General features: G+C 36.6%; 20 protein-coding genes and 1 pseudogene. 10 read left to right on the forward strand and 11 right to left on the reverse strand.

Annotated features, from left to right (window positions below; translation table 11 throughout):
• Positions 1 to 56 precede the first annotated feature (56 nt).
• Positions 57 to 785, forward strand: coding sequence for a phage antirepressor KilAC domain-containing protein (locus ACFILU_RS00140; RefSeq protein WP_375674296.1), 729 nt, complete (start codon positions 57 to 59; stop codon positions 783 to 785).
• Complete coding sequence (locus ACFILU_RS00145; RefSeq protein ID WP_375674297.1) at positions 782 to 1,060, forward strand: hypothetical protein; 279 nt, start codon at positions 782 to 784, stop codon at positions 1,058 to 1,060. Before ACFILU_RS00140 ends, ACFILU_RS00145 begins: the two co-directional genes overlap by 4 nt.
• 45 nt (positions 1,061 to 1,105) lie before the next feature.
• Here the strand turns inward: ACFILU_RS00145 and ACFILU_RS00150 are convergent, their stop codons facing one another.
• Together ACFILU_RS00150 and ACFILU_RS00155 are read right to left on the reverse strand one after the other, a co-directional pair.
• Positions 1,106 to 1,417 carry an addiction module antidote protein gene (locus ACFILU_RS00150; RefSeq protein WP_317993624.1) on the reverse strand — a complete coding sequence of 104 codons (312 nt, stop codon included), beginning with the start codon at positions 1,415 to 1,417 and terminating at the stop codon, positions 1,106 to 1,108.
• Positions 1,418 to 1,429: 12 nt separating this feature from the next.
• The gene (locus ACFILU_RS00155) at positions 1,430 to 1,753 is read right to left on the reverse strand and encodes a type II toxin-antitoxin system RelE/ParE family toxin (protein WP_375674298.1); all 324 of its coding nucleotides are present in this window, start codon (positions 1,751 to 1,753) and stop codon (positions 1,430 to 1,432) included.
• 182 nt (positions 1,754 to 1,935) lie between these two features.
• On the opposite strand from ACFILU_RS00155, the gene ACFILU_RS00160 reads away from it, so the two are divergent.
• Positions 1,936 to 2,598, forward strand: a complete 663-nt coding sequence (locus ACFILU_RS00160; protein ID WP_375674299.1) for a lysozyme — start codon at positions 1,936 to 1,938, stop codon at positions 2,596 to 2,598.
• Positions 2,599 to 2,621: 23 nt separating this feature from the next.
• A complete protein-coding gene (locus ACFILU_RS00165) occupies positions 2,622 to 3,248 on the forward strand; it encodes an antA/AntB antirepressor family protein (protein WP_375674300.1) in 627 nt (208 codons plus the stop codon).
• A 46-nt stretch (positions 3,249 to 3,294) separates the two neighbouring features.
• Here the strand turns inward: ACFILU_RS00165 and ACFILU_RS00170 are convergent, their stop codons facing one another.
• Both ACFILU_RS00170 and ACFILU_RS00175 read right to left on the reverse strand, forming a co-directional pair.
• On the reverse strand, positions 3,295 to 3,615 hold the full coding sequence (locus ACFILU_RS00170) for an addiction module antidote protein (protein WP_375674301.1): 321 nt from the start codon (positions 3,613 to 3,615) through the stop codon (positions 3,295 to 3,297).
• Positions 3,602 to 3,904: a type II toxin-antitoxin system RelE/ParE family toxin gene (locus ACFILU_RS00175; RefSeq protein WP_006589072.1), complete on the reverse strand. Its 303-nt coding sequence runs from the start codon at positions 3,902 to 3,904 to the stop codon at positions 3,602 to 3,604. Before ACFILU_RS00175 ends, ACFILU_RS00170 begins: the two co-directional genes overlap by 14 nt.
• A 158-nt stretch (positions 3,905 to 4,062) precedes the next feature.
• Between ACFILU_RS00175 and ACFILU_RS00180 the strand changes: the two genes are divergently transcribed.
• Genes ACFILU_RS00180 through ACFILU_RS00195 form a run of 4 tightly spaced genes read left to right on the forward strand, consistent with a single transcriptional unit; the run spans position 4,063 to position 5,285 of the window.
• Positions 4,063 to 4,725, forward strand: a complete 663-nt coding sequence (locus ACFILU_RS00180; protein ID WP_375674302.1) for a lysozyme — start codon at positions 4,063 to 4,065, stop codon at positions 4,723 to 4,725.
• Entirely contained in the window at positions 4,722 to 4,949 is a 228-nt protein-coding gene (locus ACFILU_RS00185) for a hypothetical protein (protein ID WP_375674303.1), read from the forward strand. Before ACFILU_RS00180 ends, ACFILU_RS00185 begins: the two co-directional genes overlap by 4 nt.
• Positions 4,882 to 5,088 carry a hypothetical protein gene (locus tag ACFILU_RS00190; RefSeq protein WP_375674304.1) on the forward strand — a complete coding sequence of 69 codons (207 nt, stop codon included), beginning with the start codon at positions 4,882 to 4,884 and terminating at the stop codon, positions 5,086 to 5,088. Before ACFILU_RS00185 ends, ACFILU_RS00190 begins: the two co-directional genes overlap by 68 nt.
• Positions 5,067 to 5,285, forward strand: a complete 219-nt coding sequence (locus ACFILU_RS00195) for a hypothetical protein (RefSeq protein WP_375674305.1) — start codon at positions 5,067 to 5,069, stop codon at positions 5,283 to 5,285. Before ACFILU_RS00190 ends, ACFILU_RS00195 begins: the two co-directional genes overlap by 22 nt.
• A gap of 125 nt (positions 5,286 to 5,410) precedes the next feature.
• Here ACFILU_RS00195 and ACFILU_RS00200 read toward each other — a convergent pair whose 3' ends face one another.
• From ACFILU_RS00200 to ACFILU_RS00230, 7 genes and pseudogenes are all read right to left on the reverse strand, one after another.
• On the reverse strand, positions 5,411 to 5,740 hold the full coding sequence (locus ACFILU_RS00200; RefSeq protein ID WP_375674306.1) for a hypothetical protein: 330 nt from the start codon (positions 5,738 to 5,740) through the stop codon (positions 5,411 to 5,413).
• A 179-nt stretch (positions 5,741 to 5,919) separates the two neighbouring features.
• Positions 5,920 to 6,051, reverse strand: a complete 132-nt coding sequence (locus ACFILU_RS00205) for a hypothetical protein (protein ID WP_375660843.1) — start codon at positions 6,049 to 6,051, stop codon at positions 5,920 to 5,922.
• 24 nt (positions 6,052 to 6,075) lie between these two features.
• Positions 6,076 to 6,141, reverse strand: a pseudogene (locus ACFILU_RS00210) (hypothetical protein); the annotation flags it as partial.
• Positions 6,142 to 6,171: 30 nt separating this feature from the next.
• Positions 6,172 to 6,405 carry a hypothetical protein gene (locus ACFILU_RS00215; RefSeq protein WP_375658136.1) on the reverse strand — a complete coding sequence of 78 codons (234 nt, stop codon included), beginning with the start codon at positions 6,403 to 6,405 and terminating at the stop codon, positions 6,172 to 6,174.
• A 711-nt stretch (positions 6,406 to 7,116) separates the two neighbouring features.
• Entirely contained in the window at positions 7,117 to 8,061 is a 945-nt protein-coding gene (locus tag ACFILU_RS00220; RefSeq protein ID WP_375674307.1) for an outer membrane protein, read from the reverse strand.
• A gap of 563 nt (positions 8,062 to 8,624) precedes the next feature.
• A complete protein-coding gene (locus tag ACFILU_RS00225; RefSeq protein WP_273790700.1) occupies positions 8,625 to 8,897 on the reverse strand; it encodes a hypothetical protein in 273 nt (90 codons plus the stop codon).
• Entirely contained in the window at positions 8,891 to 11,266 is a 2,376-nt protein-coding gene (locus ACFILU_RS00230; protein WP_375674308.1) for a mechanosensitive ion channel domain-containing protein, read from the reverse strand. Before ACFILU_RS00230 ends, ACFILU_RS00225 begins: the two co-directional genes overlap by 7 nt.
• Positions 11,267 to 11,446: 180 nt before the next feature.
• Between ACFILU_RS00230 and ACFILU_RS00235 the strand changes: the two genes are divergently transcribed.
• Positions 11,447 to 11,824: a hypothetical protein gene (locus ACFILU_RS00235; protein ID WP_273790698.1), complete on the forward strand. Its 378-nt coding sequence runs from the start codon at positions 11,447 to 11,449 to the stop codon at positions 11,822 to 11,824.
• 92 nt (positions 11,825 to 11,916) lie between these two features.
• Complete coding sequence (gene secD / locus ACFILU_RS00240) at positions 11,917 to 14,430, forward strand: protein translocase subunit SecD (protein WP_375674309.1); 2,514 nt, start codon at positions 11,917 to 11,919, stop codon at positions 14,428 to 14,430.
• The last annotated feature ends 92 nt before the right edge of the window (positions 14,431 to 14,522 follow it).

Raw genomic sequence — 14,522 nt, forward strand, 5'->3', positions numbered from 1 at the left:
CACCCGGCACTTTTTAAAAGTGTCATTAAGAAACATCTAAATAGTAAGGAATTCTTATGAACACTCTTATAGAAATTAAAGGAAGCACTGCTAATAGTGCTATCCCTCAAACTATGTCTAGTCGTGAAATTGCTGATTTGTGTAAAAAGCAGCACGCACATATTATGCGTGATATCAAGAAGATGCTTGAAGAACTTAACGGCTCCAAATTTGGATTGGTTGATTTTATAGGTACTTACATTGATGCAAAAGGTGAAAACCGTCCTTGTTACAACTTACCTAAGCGTGAATGTTTAATTCTTGTTTCTGGTTATAACACTACATTACGAGCAAAGATTATTGACCGTTGGCAAGAGTTGGAAAAGCAGGTAGCTGTTCCACAGATAGACTACTCAAGTCCTCAAGCAATGATTGGCTTTTTGACACATTTACAAAACCAAATTGAGCAAAAGGATAACACCATTGCTAAATTAGAACCAAAAGCAAAAGCTTTGGAAGGTTTAAAGCGTTCTGATGGTTTGTTTGGTTTGATAGAAGCAGCAAAGATGCTAGAGGTACGACCAAAAGATTTAACGGATTACTTGCGTAAACATGATTGGGTTTATCGACGGGCTCCAGGGGCGCCTCTGTTGCCCTATCAAGACAAAATTAAGAAAGGATTCATGGACTGTCCTGCTATTACCATTCAAAGACCGGACGGAACAGAGAAGGTGCTGCCTTCAACTAAAATCACATCCAGAGGATTGGCATGTTTGAGAGAACAAATCCATGGAGGTGTGCAATGAAGGTAGATACTAACTTTTTATGCGATTTGTGGATAGCATTATCTCAATTTTCTAGACATGAAAATATAAGCAACAAAGAGTGTACTGCTTTGGTTGACACTATGAGTGTAGTGGAAAAAGCTTTGATTTTAAAACTTCAAGATGACGTGCCTAATATTACAAAGATTTTGGCAATTCTTACAGATTTTGGAGCTTCAGAACTACCGCATAGCATGGATTCTTTGTTGCGTGCTTATGAACCAAATTTAGACAACCCCATTAAAAATGTTGCTTAAGTACCTCCCTTCCCCATCTTTAAAGGTGGGGAGTGAACACTAAAGTTACACGTGTGGAACTGGTCGTTCAAGAGGCTGTACAGCTAAACGAAACCCCATGGTACGCAGTAAAGCATTCAAGCTGCGGAACTCTGGATTACCTTTCTCTGAAAGTGTACGGTAAAGTTGTGTTGGGTTCAAGTTGGCTGCTTTAGCTACAGCTTGAACACCACCATAAGCTTTGGCCATTTGGCGTAGAGTTACAAGCAGTTCACCCTGATCACCATCTGCTAGGATTGCATCAAGGGTAGCTGCTGCCAGCTCAGGATCATCATGGAATATTTCTGCCATTGCATCATCATGGTTACGGTCTTTCATTTTTGCACTCCTTTAATCTTCACGGTTTTGCCAATCACGCCAGCAAGCACATGCACGAGTGATATCAGTCTCTTGTGTTTTTTTGCTGCCACCGCATAATAGCAACAATACGGTCTTTCCAGATTGGACATAATAAACTCGGTAGCCAGGACCAACATTAATACGCAATTCATGAATACCCTCACGAAGCGGCTTGAAATCGCCAAAGTTTCCCTGCTCTAAACGATTAAGGCGGCGAATAATTGCAGTTTTAGCCTGCATATCACGGAGCTTTCGCAGCCAATCAGCTATCAAGTCTTTGCCATCAGAAGTAAGGTAGTGACGTATTTCAAACATGATGTATATTCGTTTATAAACGAATATTTGTCAAGAAAGAAATTAAAAGTTGAGAAAAAATCTTCTTTTATTCCAATGAAAAAGCGACATGAAGCTTAACCAAGCTATCTTTCCGAATGAGAAAGATGTCAATTTTTTAATCCAGCTCTGCTTTTTGCGGGGCTTTTTTTATGGAGAATCATATGCGAAAAATATCATCAGAAGGACTAGCACTTATCAAACAATGGGAAGGTTTGCGTTTGAACGCCTATAAAGATGCCATTGGGGTGTGGACAATAGGTTATGGACATACAAACAGTGCTGGAAAGCCTTTTATTTACGAAGGCATGACAATCACTGAAAAGCAAGCAGAAGAACTTCTTTGCCAAGACTTAAGACAATTTGAAAATGCCGTTGAACGCGCTGTTACAGTTTCATTAACAGATGAACAGTTCGCGGCGTTAGTGTCATTTTGCTATAATGTAGGAACAACAGCCTTTTGTAACTCGACACTGTTAAAAAAGCTCAATCAAGGTGAATATGAAGCTGTCCCTGCCGAGCTACAGAAATGGACCAAAGCAGGCGGGAAGCGTCTTGAAGGTCTAGCACACCGGCGTGCAGCAGAAACAGGCTTATGGGCGAAAGGTGCTTTTGTTTCCTCTAACTACCAAACCGTAGAAACGCAAGCATCAACGGGGGTTTTCAAAGCAGAAGCCCTTGCACCGATTATTGGTTCTTTTTCTGGGCTTGGAGGCTTATTAGCAGGAAATGGGCCAATCCAATGGGCTTTGGCCACCATTATGATTTTAGCCGCATGTGCTGGTATTTTCTTTGTTGCTAAACGCTTTCAGGAGCATCGTCTATGATCTTATGGATGAAAAGAAATCTGATGATAACAGGCGCGGCTTTAGCCGCTTTTTTTATTGCATTAGCAAGAGCTTTTACTCTTGGGAAAAAAGCAGAGCAACAAAAGCAAACAGAAAAAGCTTTAAAAGCAGCCACAACACGGCTTNAACAAAATATTGGTCAAGAAACTGTTCAAACGGTTAACGCACGTGAATTACATACGTTTTTAGAAGTCAACTCTAAATTTGCAGATTGGATTGTACGCCGTATTAAAGAATATGGATTTTTGGAAAATCAAGATTATGGTTTTACGTTTCTCAAAAATGAGAAACGTAAAAATGTTATAAGTAAAGAATATCATCTCACCTTAGATATGGCGAAAGAGCTCTCAATGGTTGAGCGCAATGAGAAAGGACGTCAAGCTCGTCGTTACTTTATTGAATGTGAAAAGAAACTAAAAAGTCAATTTGTTGATTATGATGATATACGTTTTGCTTTCCCAAAAGATTGGGATAAAATGTCTCCAACTAAAAAGGCTGTTTACATTTATGGACCTCTCCACATGCATCTTGTCAAAGCCTTTACGTTGGTAGAAGAAAGCAAGCATTACAAAGCCATAATCAAAGAAGCAAAACAAGTCTTAGAAAGATCTGTAGTGAAAGCCGCTTAAGTAAAAAATATGCCTCCCCTCCCCGTTCTCAAAAATGGGGAGGTGGTCAAGATGCTTCTTCTAAAGCTGTCTCTTCCTTACAATTATTTTTTGCAGGTGTTAAACTTATTTGTAAATCTAACGCACTCAAAACACTAAGAAAAGTAGAAAGTCGTGGATCACCTTTATCGCTTAAAGAACGATAAAGAGACTCGCGATTTAGTCCTGTCTTTTGAGAAACAGTTGTCATTCCTTGTTTACGCGCAATAATACCTAATACATGTGCAATATAGCCACTATTCTTTGTTTCTAAAGCATCATCTAATAAAATCTTAAAGTCTTCAGGCGTATTAAAATATTCACTTACATCAAATTTAGTAATTTCCATGTTTCATTTCCTTTACTAATTGAAGGGCTTTTTCGATATCTTTTTGTTGTGTGGATTTATCACCAGCATTTAATAACAAAATGATTTGTTTCCCTTGTTTTACAAAATAAATCCTATAGCCTGGTCCATAATTTATTTTTAGTTCACCAATGCCACGGAAATATTTCACGTCTCCTAGAAGCCCATATTCAAGGCGGAAAATACGTGCAGCAATTTTCTTTTGCACTTGTTTGTCTTTTAACGAGTCTAACCACTCTGTAAAATAGTGTGTTTTTTTAACAATAAACATCTGTAGTTTATATGCTACAGAATAAATAATGTCAAATACATTCTTTTGTTCCAATGAACAAGCTACATAGGTTTTAACAAGCCATCCTTTCAAATGGGAAAAATATCAATTTTTTAATCCAGCTCTGCTTTTTGTGGAGCTTTTTTATGGAGAATCACATGCAAAAAATATCATCAGAAGGACTAGCACTTATTAAACAATGGGAAGGTTTGCGTTTGAACGCCTATAAAAATGCCATTGGGGTGTGGACAATAGGTTATGGACATACAAACAGTGCTGGAAAACCTTTTGTTCACAAAAGCATGACAATCACTGAAAAGCAAGCAGAAGAACTTCTTTGCCAAGACTTAAGACAATTTGAAAATGTCGTTGAACGCGCTGTTACAGTTTCATTAACAGATGAACAATTCGCGGCGTTAGTATCTTTTTGCTATAATGTAGGAACAACAGCCTTTTGTAACTCGACACTGTTAAAAAAGCTCAATCAAGGTGAATATGAAGCTGTCCCTGCAGAGCTACAGAAATGGACCAAAGCAGGCGGGAAGCGTCTTGAAGGTCTCGCACACCGGCGTGCGGCAGAAACAGGCTTATGGGCAAAAGGGGCTTTTGTTTTCTCTAACTACCAAACCGTAGAAACGCAAGCACCAACGGGACTTTTTAAAGCAGAAGCCCTTGCACCGATTATTGGTTCTTTTTCTGGGCTAGGTGGTTTGTTAGCAGGAAATGGACCAATCCAATGGGCTTTGGCAACCATTATGATTTTAGCTGCGTGTGCTGGTATTTTCTTTGTTGCTAAACGCTTTCAGGAGCACCGCCTATGATCTTATGGATGAAAAGAAATCTGATGATAACAGGCGCGGCTTTAGCCGCTTTTTTTATGATTTTAGCAAGAGCTTTTACTCTTGGGAAAAAAGCAGAGCAACAAAAGCAAACAGAAAAAGCTTTAAAAGCAGCCACAACACGGCTGGAGGTGGAAAGTGAAGTTAATCAAAAAAGTGATGCTGATGTGCGCGCTGCTCTCTCTGACTGGTTGCGCGACAAATAAATATGTTTCTTCTTGTGTTGGCTGGTTGCCAATTTATTTAAGCCAGCAAGATCTGAACGCCATCAGTTTAAACTTAGCCAGAGAGATCTTAAAGCACAATAATCTAGCTGAACGCTTGTGTGGTTGGAAACATGGTTAGAAAAAAAAACACAAGACGATATAGAAATTACAGAAGCAGAAAAAGAAATCCTTCAAGAAATCATCATGACCTACAAAAGTGTAAAAGTGATGTCACGTTATACAAAATGGATTGTATTCATCCTCTTTTTGCTTATCCTTGATTTTGCTCGTCTTATGGATGTGATAGACAATGTCTGTGCACGTTTAAAACAGTGACTAACCAAAAACTGAAAGCTTTACCCTTCCCCGCTTTTAACACAAGGAATGAGAGATTATATCGTAATCTATCCGCTAATCGCTTAAGTGTTTCTTAGACACCTGACTTGATAATAGACATATTATCAAGCCTCTCCTGATATAAAAGACGCCCATTGTTCTAAGAGGACACGGCGCTGTTCTAAAAAATCCGTCAGCATGTAAGCCTTTGTCACTGACTTCTCAACTGAATACGCAAGAACAGATTCTGCAATTTCAAATGATGTTGACGTTATCTCTGCTATCCAGTCCCGCAGAATCGATCTGAAACCATGAAGTCTATAATCAAAACCTTTGTCTTTCATGAAGTTAGAAAGTGCTACATCAGATATAGGCTTTCCAGAACTCTCAGCAAATAAAAAAACATTTTTTTGCTTTTTCAATAACAGCAAGCGCTTCAGCTGTAAGCGGCACATGAAAGTCAGAAACCTTTCCAACAATTCTCTTCATATTTTCTTTTGGGATAATCCATATTGATCTATAAATCTCTTCTGACCGAATATGCCTGATTGGAATAGAACGCCCTCCCCCCGTCAAAATAAGAAGTGTTAAGGCTAGATTTGATACAAGCTCATCATTTTAAGATTGAAAAAACTTAGGCATTTTTTCCATGGCATTGCTGGATATTTTTGGTATTTTGAATAAACTTTTCTAATAAAGCTTTTGCTTTTAATTGCATATCCACATCTATACCAAGTGCCGCCGCATGTTTTATAGCTATATTCAAGTGGGATAGAGTTTTACTTGCTGTTTCGTTTTTTGTCTTCCAAATGGGAGAAATGCATCCTTTTATATCAATTTGCGTCAGTTCAGTAATTGGCGTATCATCAAATTTAGGAAAAACATGTTACTCAAGAGGTATTAGCCACCTTGCTGCTTTTCCTTCATTTTTCAATTCGTTTTTTTGCTTAAAACGCACTGGAGGCAATTTCTCGTAAAGAAATACCACCCCTGCCCGACGCAAATTTTCTTTTTGTTTTCGGCAAATTGGGTCAATTCCTTGATCCAAAAGATCACAACAAGCTGAAGTTTTGAACCATGCTTCTTTTAAAGGTATCTTGCTACAAGAGCCTAATCCCATTTCTCGTCGTCTTTTATTGAGGTAAAATCTAAAAAACTATCATCCTTGATCTGGTGTAGTTTTGATAAGCCATAAACCAGCTTTGTCAGCATATTTGCCTTTAGATAGATACAGATAAGACAGACAGTCTATCACGTGTTCTTGTTCTTCGAACCACCTTTTAAAAACCATCCTTTGAATCGCACTTAGAGCACTTTCATCTGGTACAAAGATTATATATAAAAGGCAATTTAATAAATAAAATAAAATAAAAACAATTAGTTATTAAATAGAACAAAGATAAACCGCGCTATCAGATGATATTGTAGAGAGTTCTAAGGGAAGAAAAAATTGGTGCACAAACGTGCACGCCGCCCGCATCGCTCTATGTGAATTTTCTTTATTTTCTCATTACTTAGATAGTAAAAACTCTCTTTAAATTTACTGTTTGTAACTCTATAACGATATTATAAAATGATAACTGTAATAATATGAAAGACGAATTAATCCTTCTTTGCTAACAAATATTTCAACCACACCTCGTGAACTAAAAATTTTTCATTCTTAACAATTAAGAATCTGAGTAACTCTTCCTTACCTCCTCATTCTCACTCAAAGTCAAAGCTCCCTTTTTTCACTATAAAATAGTATTTGCAATGCATAAAATTAAAAAATAAAGGCCCTATCAAAGAAATAGGACCTCTTAAATTTAAGCTCCTTTATCCTACAAAACTAGAATTTGTAAGCTATTCCTGCGCGAAAATCATTCGTCTTATACTTAACTTCAATCTCGTCTTTAAATTTCTTTTTACCAAAATCTGAGTAACGATATTCCGCACGCACAACAAAATGGTCTGTCATTGCAAAATCAACACCACCACCGAGAGTATAACCAATCATCGTTTTTGTTACATCCGATGTCCTATTAAATGGCTCACTTCCCGTAATTACTGTCGACAAAATATCTTGAAACTGTCCATAAGCAACACCACCAGCAATATAAGGCATCACACGCCCTGCAGAAAACCCAACACGCACCCGTGTAGCACCTGTCCATTTTTGTTTTAACGTATGATTAAAAGTTAAACTGTCTTTCTCTTCTTTAGCCTCTGCAGCAGAGCGAGAAAAGCCTCTACCCTGTCTCCTGACAAGTTTTGCCCTTTTTCGACTTTTTTTTTCTGCACTTGCATCAGTATCACTACCCGATTCTTTAGTACCCGATCCTTCAGTATCAGGACCATCAGTATCAGGACCACCAGCACTCGATTCATCAGCCTGAAATTTTGTTTTTGTATCCTTTTTTTCCGTTAAAACGATATCCGTATCAATCCCCATAATAAAATTATTACCGAGATCAAAATTAACACCCGCATAAAAACCACCTATAAACCCAGAAAGATCGGGCAGATACTGTTTCTCGATGGGGATCCATGGTTTACTTTTACTCTCCTCAGTATGAAGGAGAGGAATATCAACATGAGGCGTTATTGCAGAAATTTTACTTGAAAAGCCCCCAACTTGCCCCCCAAAATAAAAACCTGCCCAAGAAAAAGGTGAAGAAGCAACAACTTCTGAGGCAACATGTATCGGCTCTTCATGAGCCACCACATCTGCAGCCTGTACTATAGAAGGTGAAATTAACGAAAAAACAGATGCTGTTATAAATTTTGTATTCATAAAATTATACCCCATTGCTAAATTTAAATATAATCAAAAATCACATTTAGAAAAACAAAGTTTTATAAAATCTTATGCCGCAAAATCGCATGTACTCCTTTATAGTTACATTTAAATCTATCACTATACTAATATATCATTACATCAAAATTTAATATTATCAAATAAATTTTAAAATATTATAATAATCAATACTTTAAATAATAAATATTTAATAAAAAAACCTATTATATTTTTAAAAGGAAAAAATATAAAACATTTTGTACCAATAATACTGCAAAAAAATCACAAAATAGTACATTTTATGCATTTTTTATGAGAAAAAATTCTAAAAATGATGTAATAATTTTTAGAAAATTGATATTCATTAAAAATATTATAAATACCTCAATAATCTTACATCAAAAATGCATAACTGTAGATTCTACATAGTATAAAAATCACACCTATTTTATACTAAAATCATACCTTTTTTTACCATTTTCTAAAGGATAAGATTATTAATTACGCACAATATCATTATCCTTCTAAATCTTGTCCCCAAACAAAAATTCTCAATTATTTTATTTAAAAATTGCTCTTCCCCTATTGATTTCTATATTATCATCTGCCTTTATTGCAAAACGGTCTTTATTAGGAAAAGTTATAAAACATCCCTTCATACAAATTGTAATTGTTTGATGAGTATTTAAAGAAATTTTTGAAGGTATACTTCCTTCAACAACAATGAGAGATTGTATCTTTAAATCAGTATTCTTCACTGTTGCAGCAAAAGCTGTTATGGTAAAAATACTTAACAGAATAACTGTAATCAAAACATAAGTATATTTCAGCATTCTAAGATTCCTTCCTCAGCAAAACGCTTATATAGGCTAAATCGAAGAGCGTTGGTTATATGAGAAGGTGAAGTAATATTAGGCACATAAATAGCTAAATTAAAGGAAAAACTCTTACGATCAAATGCCGTAAAACTCACCTGTGGGATAGGATTTTTTAAAACGCCTTCTGTCGAAGAAGCAATCTCTAACAAAATTTCAACAACATGCTCTGGAGTAACCTTAGATGATACAATAACTGGTATATCAATTCGTCCTACTTTATTGCGTCGTGTCCAATTACTAACATTATTATTAATAAGGCTTGAATTGGGAATAATAATCGTCTTACGCTGAATAGTCTCAAGTTCCGTTGCACGCACACTAATACGCTTAACAATACCAGCTACTGATCCAGATTCTATATAGTCTCCTATTTTAAATGGTCTTCCAACTAAAATAATAAGTCCAGAGACAAAGTTTTGGACAATATTCTGTAAACCAAAACCTATACCCAGTGAAAGTCCTCCAGCAATAAGAGCGAAATTTCTAAGATCCAAACCTGCCATTGATAATCCCGTCAAAGCAGATACAACAATGCCTCCATAACTTATCACTGTTTTGATAGAATTACGTATACCAGAATCGAACTCTCCATGAACCAACACCACACTATCTAACCAACCAATAAATCGGCGAATAAGAAACCAGCAAACACAAAAAGAAATCATTCCTGTTACAAGAGAAATCAAAGAAAGAGTAATATTTCCAATCTGAAAACCGGTCACCGATTGCCACAAAACTGCTTTTAAATCAGAATAGGAAAATCCAAACTGTACAGCAATTGGTATTGCACAAAATATAACAACAAATAAATTGAGAAAAACGCTCACAAAAACTCCCAATTGATTCATCGTTTTTTCTTCTAAATGAAACCTCTGCATCAAAAGGTGACCAACCGTTGTTTTCATAAATTGGTCTTTAGTTCCAAGTGCTTGAGCGCTTTGTATTCCTAAATACATGAGAACTAAAAATGCTCCATCAATCATAATTTGCTGCATAATAAAACGCGCAAGACCAACATAACCTAAAAAATTCAACACAAAGAGCAGTAATCCCAAGCCAATAAGAGGAATGCGTATGTAAAATGGACAAAAGTATGGCTCTTTTTTTTCTCCTTGAAAACGCCTACGTCTAAACCGCAAAGGTACAAATGATATTATAAACAGCAATATTGCTACAAGAAAAACAGCAATAAAACTTTTAGCAATTGTCAAAGATAGAGGCGCTGAAATGATTTCATAAATACTATCAAGAACAGCGTCAAATGCCAAAACACCCCCTAAAGAAGTGAGTAAAATCACTAATTGATAAGCAGATGATGGTGCAATACTGAGAAGACGCACATGGGGCATATTCGATGATAAAAGAACAATCGCTAAGCGATTGATTAAAAATACTAAAATAATTTGACAACCTATCATATCAAAAACTGTTGTAAGCTTACCTAGATCTAAGTTAAAACTACGAAACAAAAACAACACAAGATAAACGCAAAGAATACATACAAGTGAAGGTAAGAGAACTGAAATAAAGGCAATCAATAAGCGTTGTAAATAAGATATTTTCTCATTAGACTTCGTAAAGTGGCAATACACATGAACAAGAACTTTTTGAGAAAAATACGAAAGACCCAAAGTAATAAAAAGTGGAATTAAAAAGCAAAGAAATAGTTGTAAAAACTTGAAATAAAATATAAAATTCCACCAAGAATCTAATAACAAAAGAAAATCTGATGAAGCCTCTTTTGTTTTTTGGGCGAGATTTTTAACCATCGGAATCGAAAACTCAAGCCTATACGTAAGCGTGCGTTTAAAAAGCTCCCGAGATTGAGAAATAGAAAGTTCAGCTATTCTATTTGCCGCTAAGAAAATTGCTTCAAAACGAAGCATGATACTGTTAATTTTAGCTTTTTGCTCTATCAAGTAAGAATATTCCTTCACTGAGCTTTTCAGTTTTTTCACGTCACGATGGAGCTCCGTTAATTGATCAAGAAGTGTATTAATCTCATTAAGAGGAGGACGCAAAACAAATGCTGCCTCAATAGCACGTTCACTGATATCTTGTGCACGTAACCACAATTCTTCTAAAGCACGCTCATCTTCTGGCTTTCTGTCAAAATCTCTTTTTAAAGTTTCAGTATTTTCTTCAAGAGTCTCAATAATCAACAGTTGTTGTTGAATAATTTCATCAACTGAATAAGAAGCTATCGTTTGTTCGACAATTGTACTTTGTGCCCCCCGATTCCCCCATGCACCAGAATTAAATACAAAGATAATCCCCAAAAGAAGGAAAAGTATGTGGATGTTTTTTCTACAAAATGAATACATATCTACCTTACAAGCACAAAAAGGATTTTATTCCTCTCTTTTAAATATGGTATAAAGCAGCTATTTTCAACTTTTATAGAATAATCTTATAAAAGCTTTCCCTTATCCTATAATACTGATAATAAGATAAAAGAATGATAAATAATATGAACTCAATAAGATTAACGAAGGCACTCTAGCATGTTTTTTTTGCACCTTTATTGCAAAAAAGAAGATTTTCTTCCTTTGACAACCTGGATTTTTCTATCCAGTTTAGGTGTATTCTTGACGAGTACCTTAGGAACGCGTGCTTACTTAATCAAACAATCACACACCAATAATATCATTAAAACGAATAGATTTGATTTACAAAATAAGTGTGATCAGTTGAATGCTACCACAACTGAAAACAAAAAACTTGTAACACCCCATGCAGAATCTATTTTTATGAGAACCGTTCAAAGAATCCTAACATTGGATTTCTTTTTAATAAAGGTTCCAGCTGTTGACACACGATTTCGTAACGTTAAAACGCAATATTTCTCAAATAAACGCGCTCCTCCCAATGAACATACTTAATTCTCTTCCTTGAATTATAAAAACGATCATCTTATTTTACTTGTGCTTTTAACTTTGAATAACTGTTAGATTGCCTATTAGCGGAATATATCATGCGTACACCTGGTTGGTTAACTACCCTTTATTGTTTTATTCTTTTAAGCAGCATTTATATTGCTTTACCCAATTTATTTTCACACGAACAAGTTAAAAACTCGAAATTCTTACCCGACACCCGTGTAGCACTTGGTCTTGACCTTCAAGGAGGCTCTTCTCTCCTGCTCGAGGTTGATAGCAAAACGTTAAAACGCGATCAGTTACATATAGTTTTAAGCAATGTGCGCAATGTATTGCGTGAAAAACAAATCCGCACCTCAAGCGTGCGTATCGTTGAAGATAGCGTTATTGCCCTTATTTCTGACCCATCGCAAACTGAAAAAGCACTCTCTGCTTTGAAAACATTAATAACCCCCATACACAGTAGCTTTGGCACAACAGAACATAACATCACGATCAGTGCTCAAAATGAAACTCTCCGCGTCACATTAACGGAAGCTGGTATAAAAGACCGTGTAAGCAATGCTATTGAACAAAGCTTAGAAATCATCCGTCGTCGTATAGATCAAGTTGGTGTTTCAGAACCAGCCATCCAAAAGGTTGGAAATGATCGTATTATGGTCCAATTGCCTGGCCTACAAGATCCAAAACAACTGCGTGATCTTTTAGGAACAACCGCTAAGATGAGTTTTCATCTTGTTCCTTCTAATGTGGATCCCAATAATCCCCCTATAGGTGTTTCTATTCTCCCTGGATACACTGATGCAACACAACATTATGCAATTTATGATCAAATTGCTTTAGATGGAAATGTCCTGAAAGATGCCCGTGCAGGTTTTGACCCCCAAATACCAGGACGTTCCATTATTTCATTTACTCTAGATTCCGCTGGCGCAAAAATATTTGCCGATATAACACGACAAAATATTAACCGTCCTTTTGCCATTGTTCTGGATAATAAGGTTTTAACCGCTCCGACCATCAATAGTGTCATTCCCAATGGACAAGGTCAAATTACAGGAAACTTTGACCCCAAAGAAGCCTCAACTCTGGCTGCTCTGCTTCGTGCTGGTTCCCTCCCCGCACCACTCACGGTCATTGAAGAGAGAACCGTAGGTCCAAATCTTGGTGCTGATGCCATCCAAATGGGACTTTACACCGGCATAATTGGCTTTATTCTTGTTGCAATTTTTATTTTTCTTCTCTACCGTGTTTGGGGATTAATTGCCAATATAGCACTAGCTCTGCACACGATTTTAACATTTGCTGCACTGAGTCTTTTGGGAGCTACGCTTACGCTGCCTGGTATTGCTGGTATTATTTTAGGCATCGGTATTGCCGTTGATGCTAATATCCTTATCAATGAACGTATCCGTGAAGAAAGTCGAAAAGGTGTAGGTGCTTTTGCAGCCCTAGATCGTGGATTTAAACACGCTTTTGCAACCATTGTTGATGCAAATGTTACGGCAATTATAGCGACTGTCTTACTATTTTGGTTCGGCACCGGTCCCGTTCGTGGTTTTGCCGTAACAATGTTGCTTGGTATTATCATCTCCATGTTTACAAATATCACCATTGTACGCATCATCATGATTTGGATCGTTCGTAAATGGAAAATTAAAAAGTTGCATATTCACTCTGCTTTCAACATCATGCCACAAAACACAACTTTCCACTTTATGAAAGCACGCTTCATTGGTATTGGCGTCTCAATTGTTTTATCAATGGCTTCAGTTTTTCTCTTTTTTAAGCCTGGATTGAATTTTGGTATTGATTTCATTGGCGGAAGCCAAATGAGTATTACCACGAAAGCACCAGCAGATCTAGCAACTCTGCGTTCCAAGCTTTCTACTCTTAATGTTGGTGAAGTTTCCTTGCAAAATATTGATAACGAAAACACCGTATTAATTCGCATGCAGAAACAAAGCGGTAGCGAAGCACAACAAACCATCGCCATTGATAAGGTTAAAACAGCTGTACAAAATATCTATCCCGATACCACATTCGATCAAATAGAAGTTGTTGGTCCCAAAATTTCAGGCGAGCTTGCCACAGCTGCTTTTACTGCTGTTATTCTTGCGGCTATTGCCATGTCTCTCTATATATGGTTACGCTTCGAGTGGTTCTTTGCCGTTGGAGCAATTATCACTCTCATTCTAGACACCACAAAAATGATTGGCTTTTTTGCTTTATTTCAATTTGATTTTAATTTAACGGCTATCGCTGCGCTCTTAACAATTGTTGGATATTCTATAAATGATAAAGTTGTCGTCTATGATAGGATGCGCGAAAATATGCGTCTTTATAAAAAAATGCCGTTGCGTGAGCTGATTGATCTGTCAATTAATCAGGTTCTTGTACGTTGTTTTTTTACATCAGCTACAACAATTCTTGCGATGCTCCCCATGGCGATATGGGGTGGAAGTGCTGTTCATAATTTTGCATTACCCATGGTCTTTGGGATTATTATTGCAACATCATCCTCTATCTTTATTGCTGCTCCTATTTTACTCCTGCTAGGAAATTGGTGGCGTGAGCGAAATAATCGTGCAAATATCAAAGTGAAATAAAAATGCCCTTTAATGCGTATGGTACATCTCGCCTCTCTTCTCATAGAAATATAGTCGTTTTCATTCATCCGCTTTTTGATCAAGAATAGTAA

It is taken from the genome of Bartonella sp. CL100XZDX (genome assembly GCF_042195375.1).
Taxonomy (GTDB): domain Bacteria; phylum Pseudomonadota; class Alphaproteobacteria; order Rhizobiales; family Rhizobiaceae; genus Bartonella.

Excerpts from the sequence above, each read along its gene's own strand:
- ACFILU_RS00140 (WP_375674296.1), top strand. The coding sequence starts at position 57 with ATGAACACTCTTATAGAAATTAAAGGAAGCACTGCTAATAGTGCTATC.
- ACFILU_RS00145 (WP_375674297.1), top strand. The coding sequence starts at position 782 with ATGAAGGTAGATACTAACTTTTTATGCGATTTGTGGATAGCATTATCT.
- ACFILU_RS00150 (WP_317993624.1), bottom strand. The coding sequence starts at position 1,417 with ATGAAAGACCGTAACCATGATGATGCAATGGCAGAAATATTCCATGAT.
- ACFILU_RS00155 (WP_375674298.1), bottom strand. The coding sequence starts at position 1,753 with ATGTTTGAAATACGTCACTACCTTACTTCTGATGGCAAAGACTTGATA.
- ACFILU_RS00160 (WP_375674299.1), top strand. The coding sequence starts at position 1,936 with ATGCGAAAAATATCATCAGAAGGACTAGCACTTATCAAACAATGGGAA.
- ACFILU_RS00170 (WP_375674301.1), bottom strand. The coding sequence starts at position 3,615 with ATGGAAATTACTAAATTTGATGTAAGTGAATATTTTAATACGCCTGAA.
- ACFILU_RS00175 (WP_006589072.1), bottom strand. The coding sequence starts at position 3,904 with ATGTTTATTGTTAAAAAAACACACTATTTTACAGAGTGGTTAGACTCG.
- ACFILU_RS00180 (WP_375674302.1), top strand. The coding sequence starts at position 4,063 with ATGCAAAAAATATCATCAGAAGGACTAGCACTTATTAAACAATGGGAA.
- ACFILU_RS00185 (WP_375674303.1), top strand. The coding sequence starts at position 4,722 with ATGATCTTATGGATGAAAAGAAATCTGATGATAACAGGCGCGGCTTTA.
- ACFILU_RS00200 (WP_375674306.1), bottom strand. The coding sequence starts at position 5,740 with ATGTGCCGCTTACAGCTGAAGCGCTTGCTGTTATTGAAAAAGCAAAAA.
- ACFILU_RS00215 (WP_375658136.1), bottom strand. The coding sequence starts at position 6,405 with ATGGGATTAGGCTCTTGTAGCAAGATACCTTTAAAAGAAGCATGGTTC.
- ACFILU_RS00220 (WP_375674307.1), bottom strand. The coding sequence starts at position 8,061 with ATGAATACAAAATTTATAACAGCATCTGTTTTTTCGTTAATTTCACCT.
- ACFILU_RS00225 (WP_273790700.1), bottom strand. The coding sequence starts at position 8,897 with ATGCTGAAATATACTTATGTTTTGATTACAGTTATTCTGTTAAGTATT.
- ACFILU_RS00230 (WP_375674308.1), bottom strand. The coding sequence starts at position 11,266 with ATGTATTCATTTTGTAGAAAAAACATCCACATACTTTTCCTTCTTTTG.
- ACFILU_RS00235 (WP_273790698.1), top strand. The coding sequence starts at position 11,447 with ATGTTTTTTTTGCACCTTTATTGCAAAAAAGAAGATTTTCTTCCTTTG.
- secD (WP_375674309.1), top strand. The coding sequence starts at position 11,917 with ATGCGTACACCTGGTTGGTTAACTACCCTTTATTGTTTTATTCTTTTA.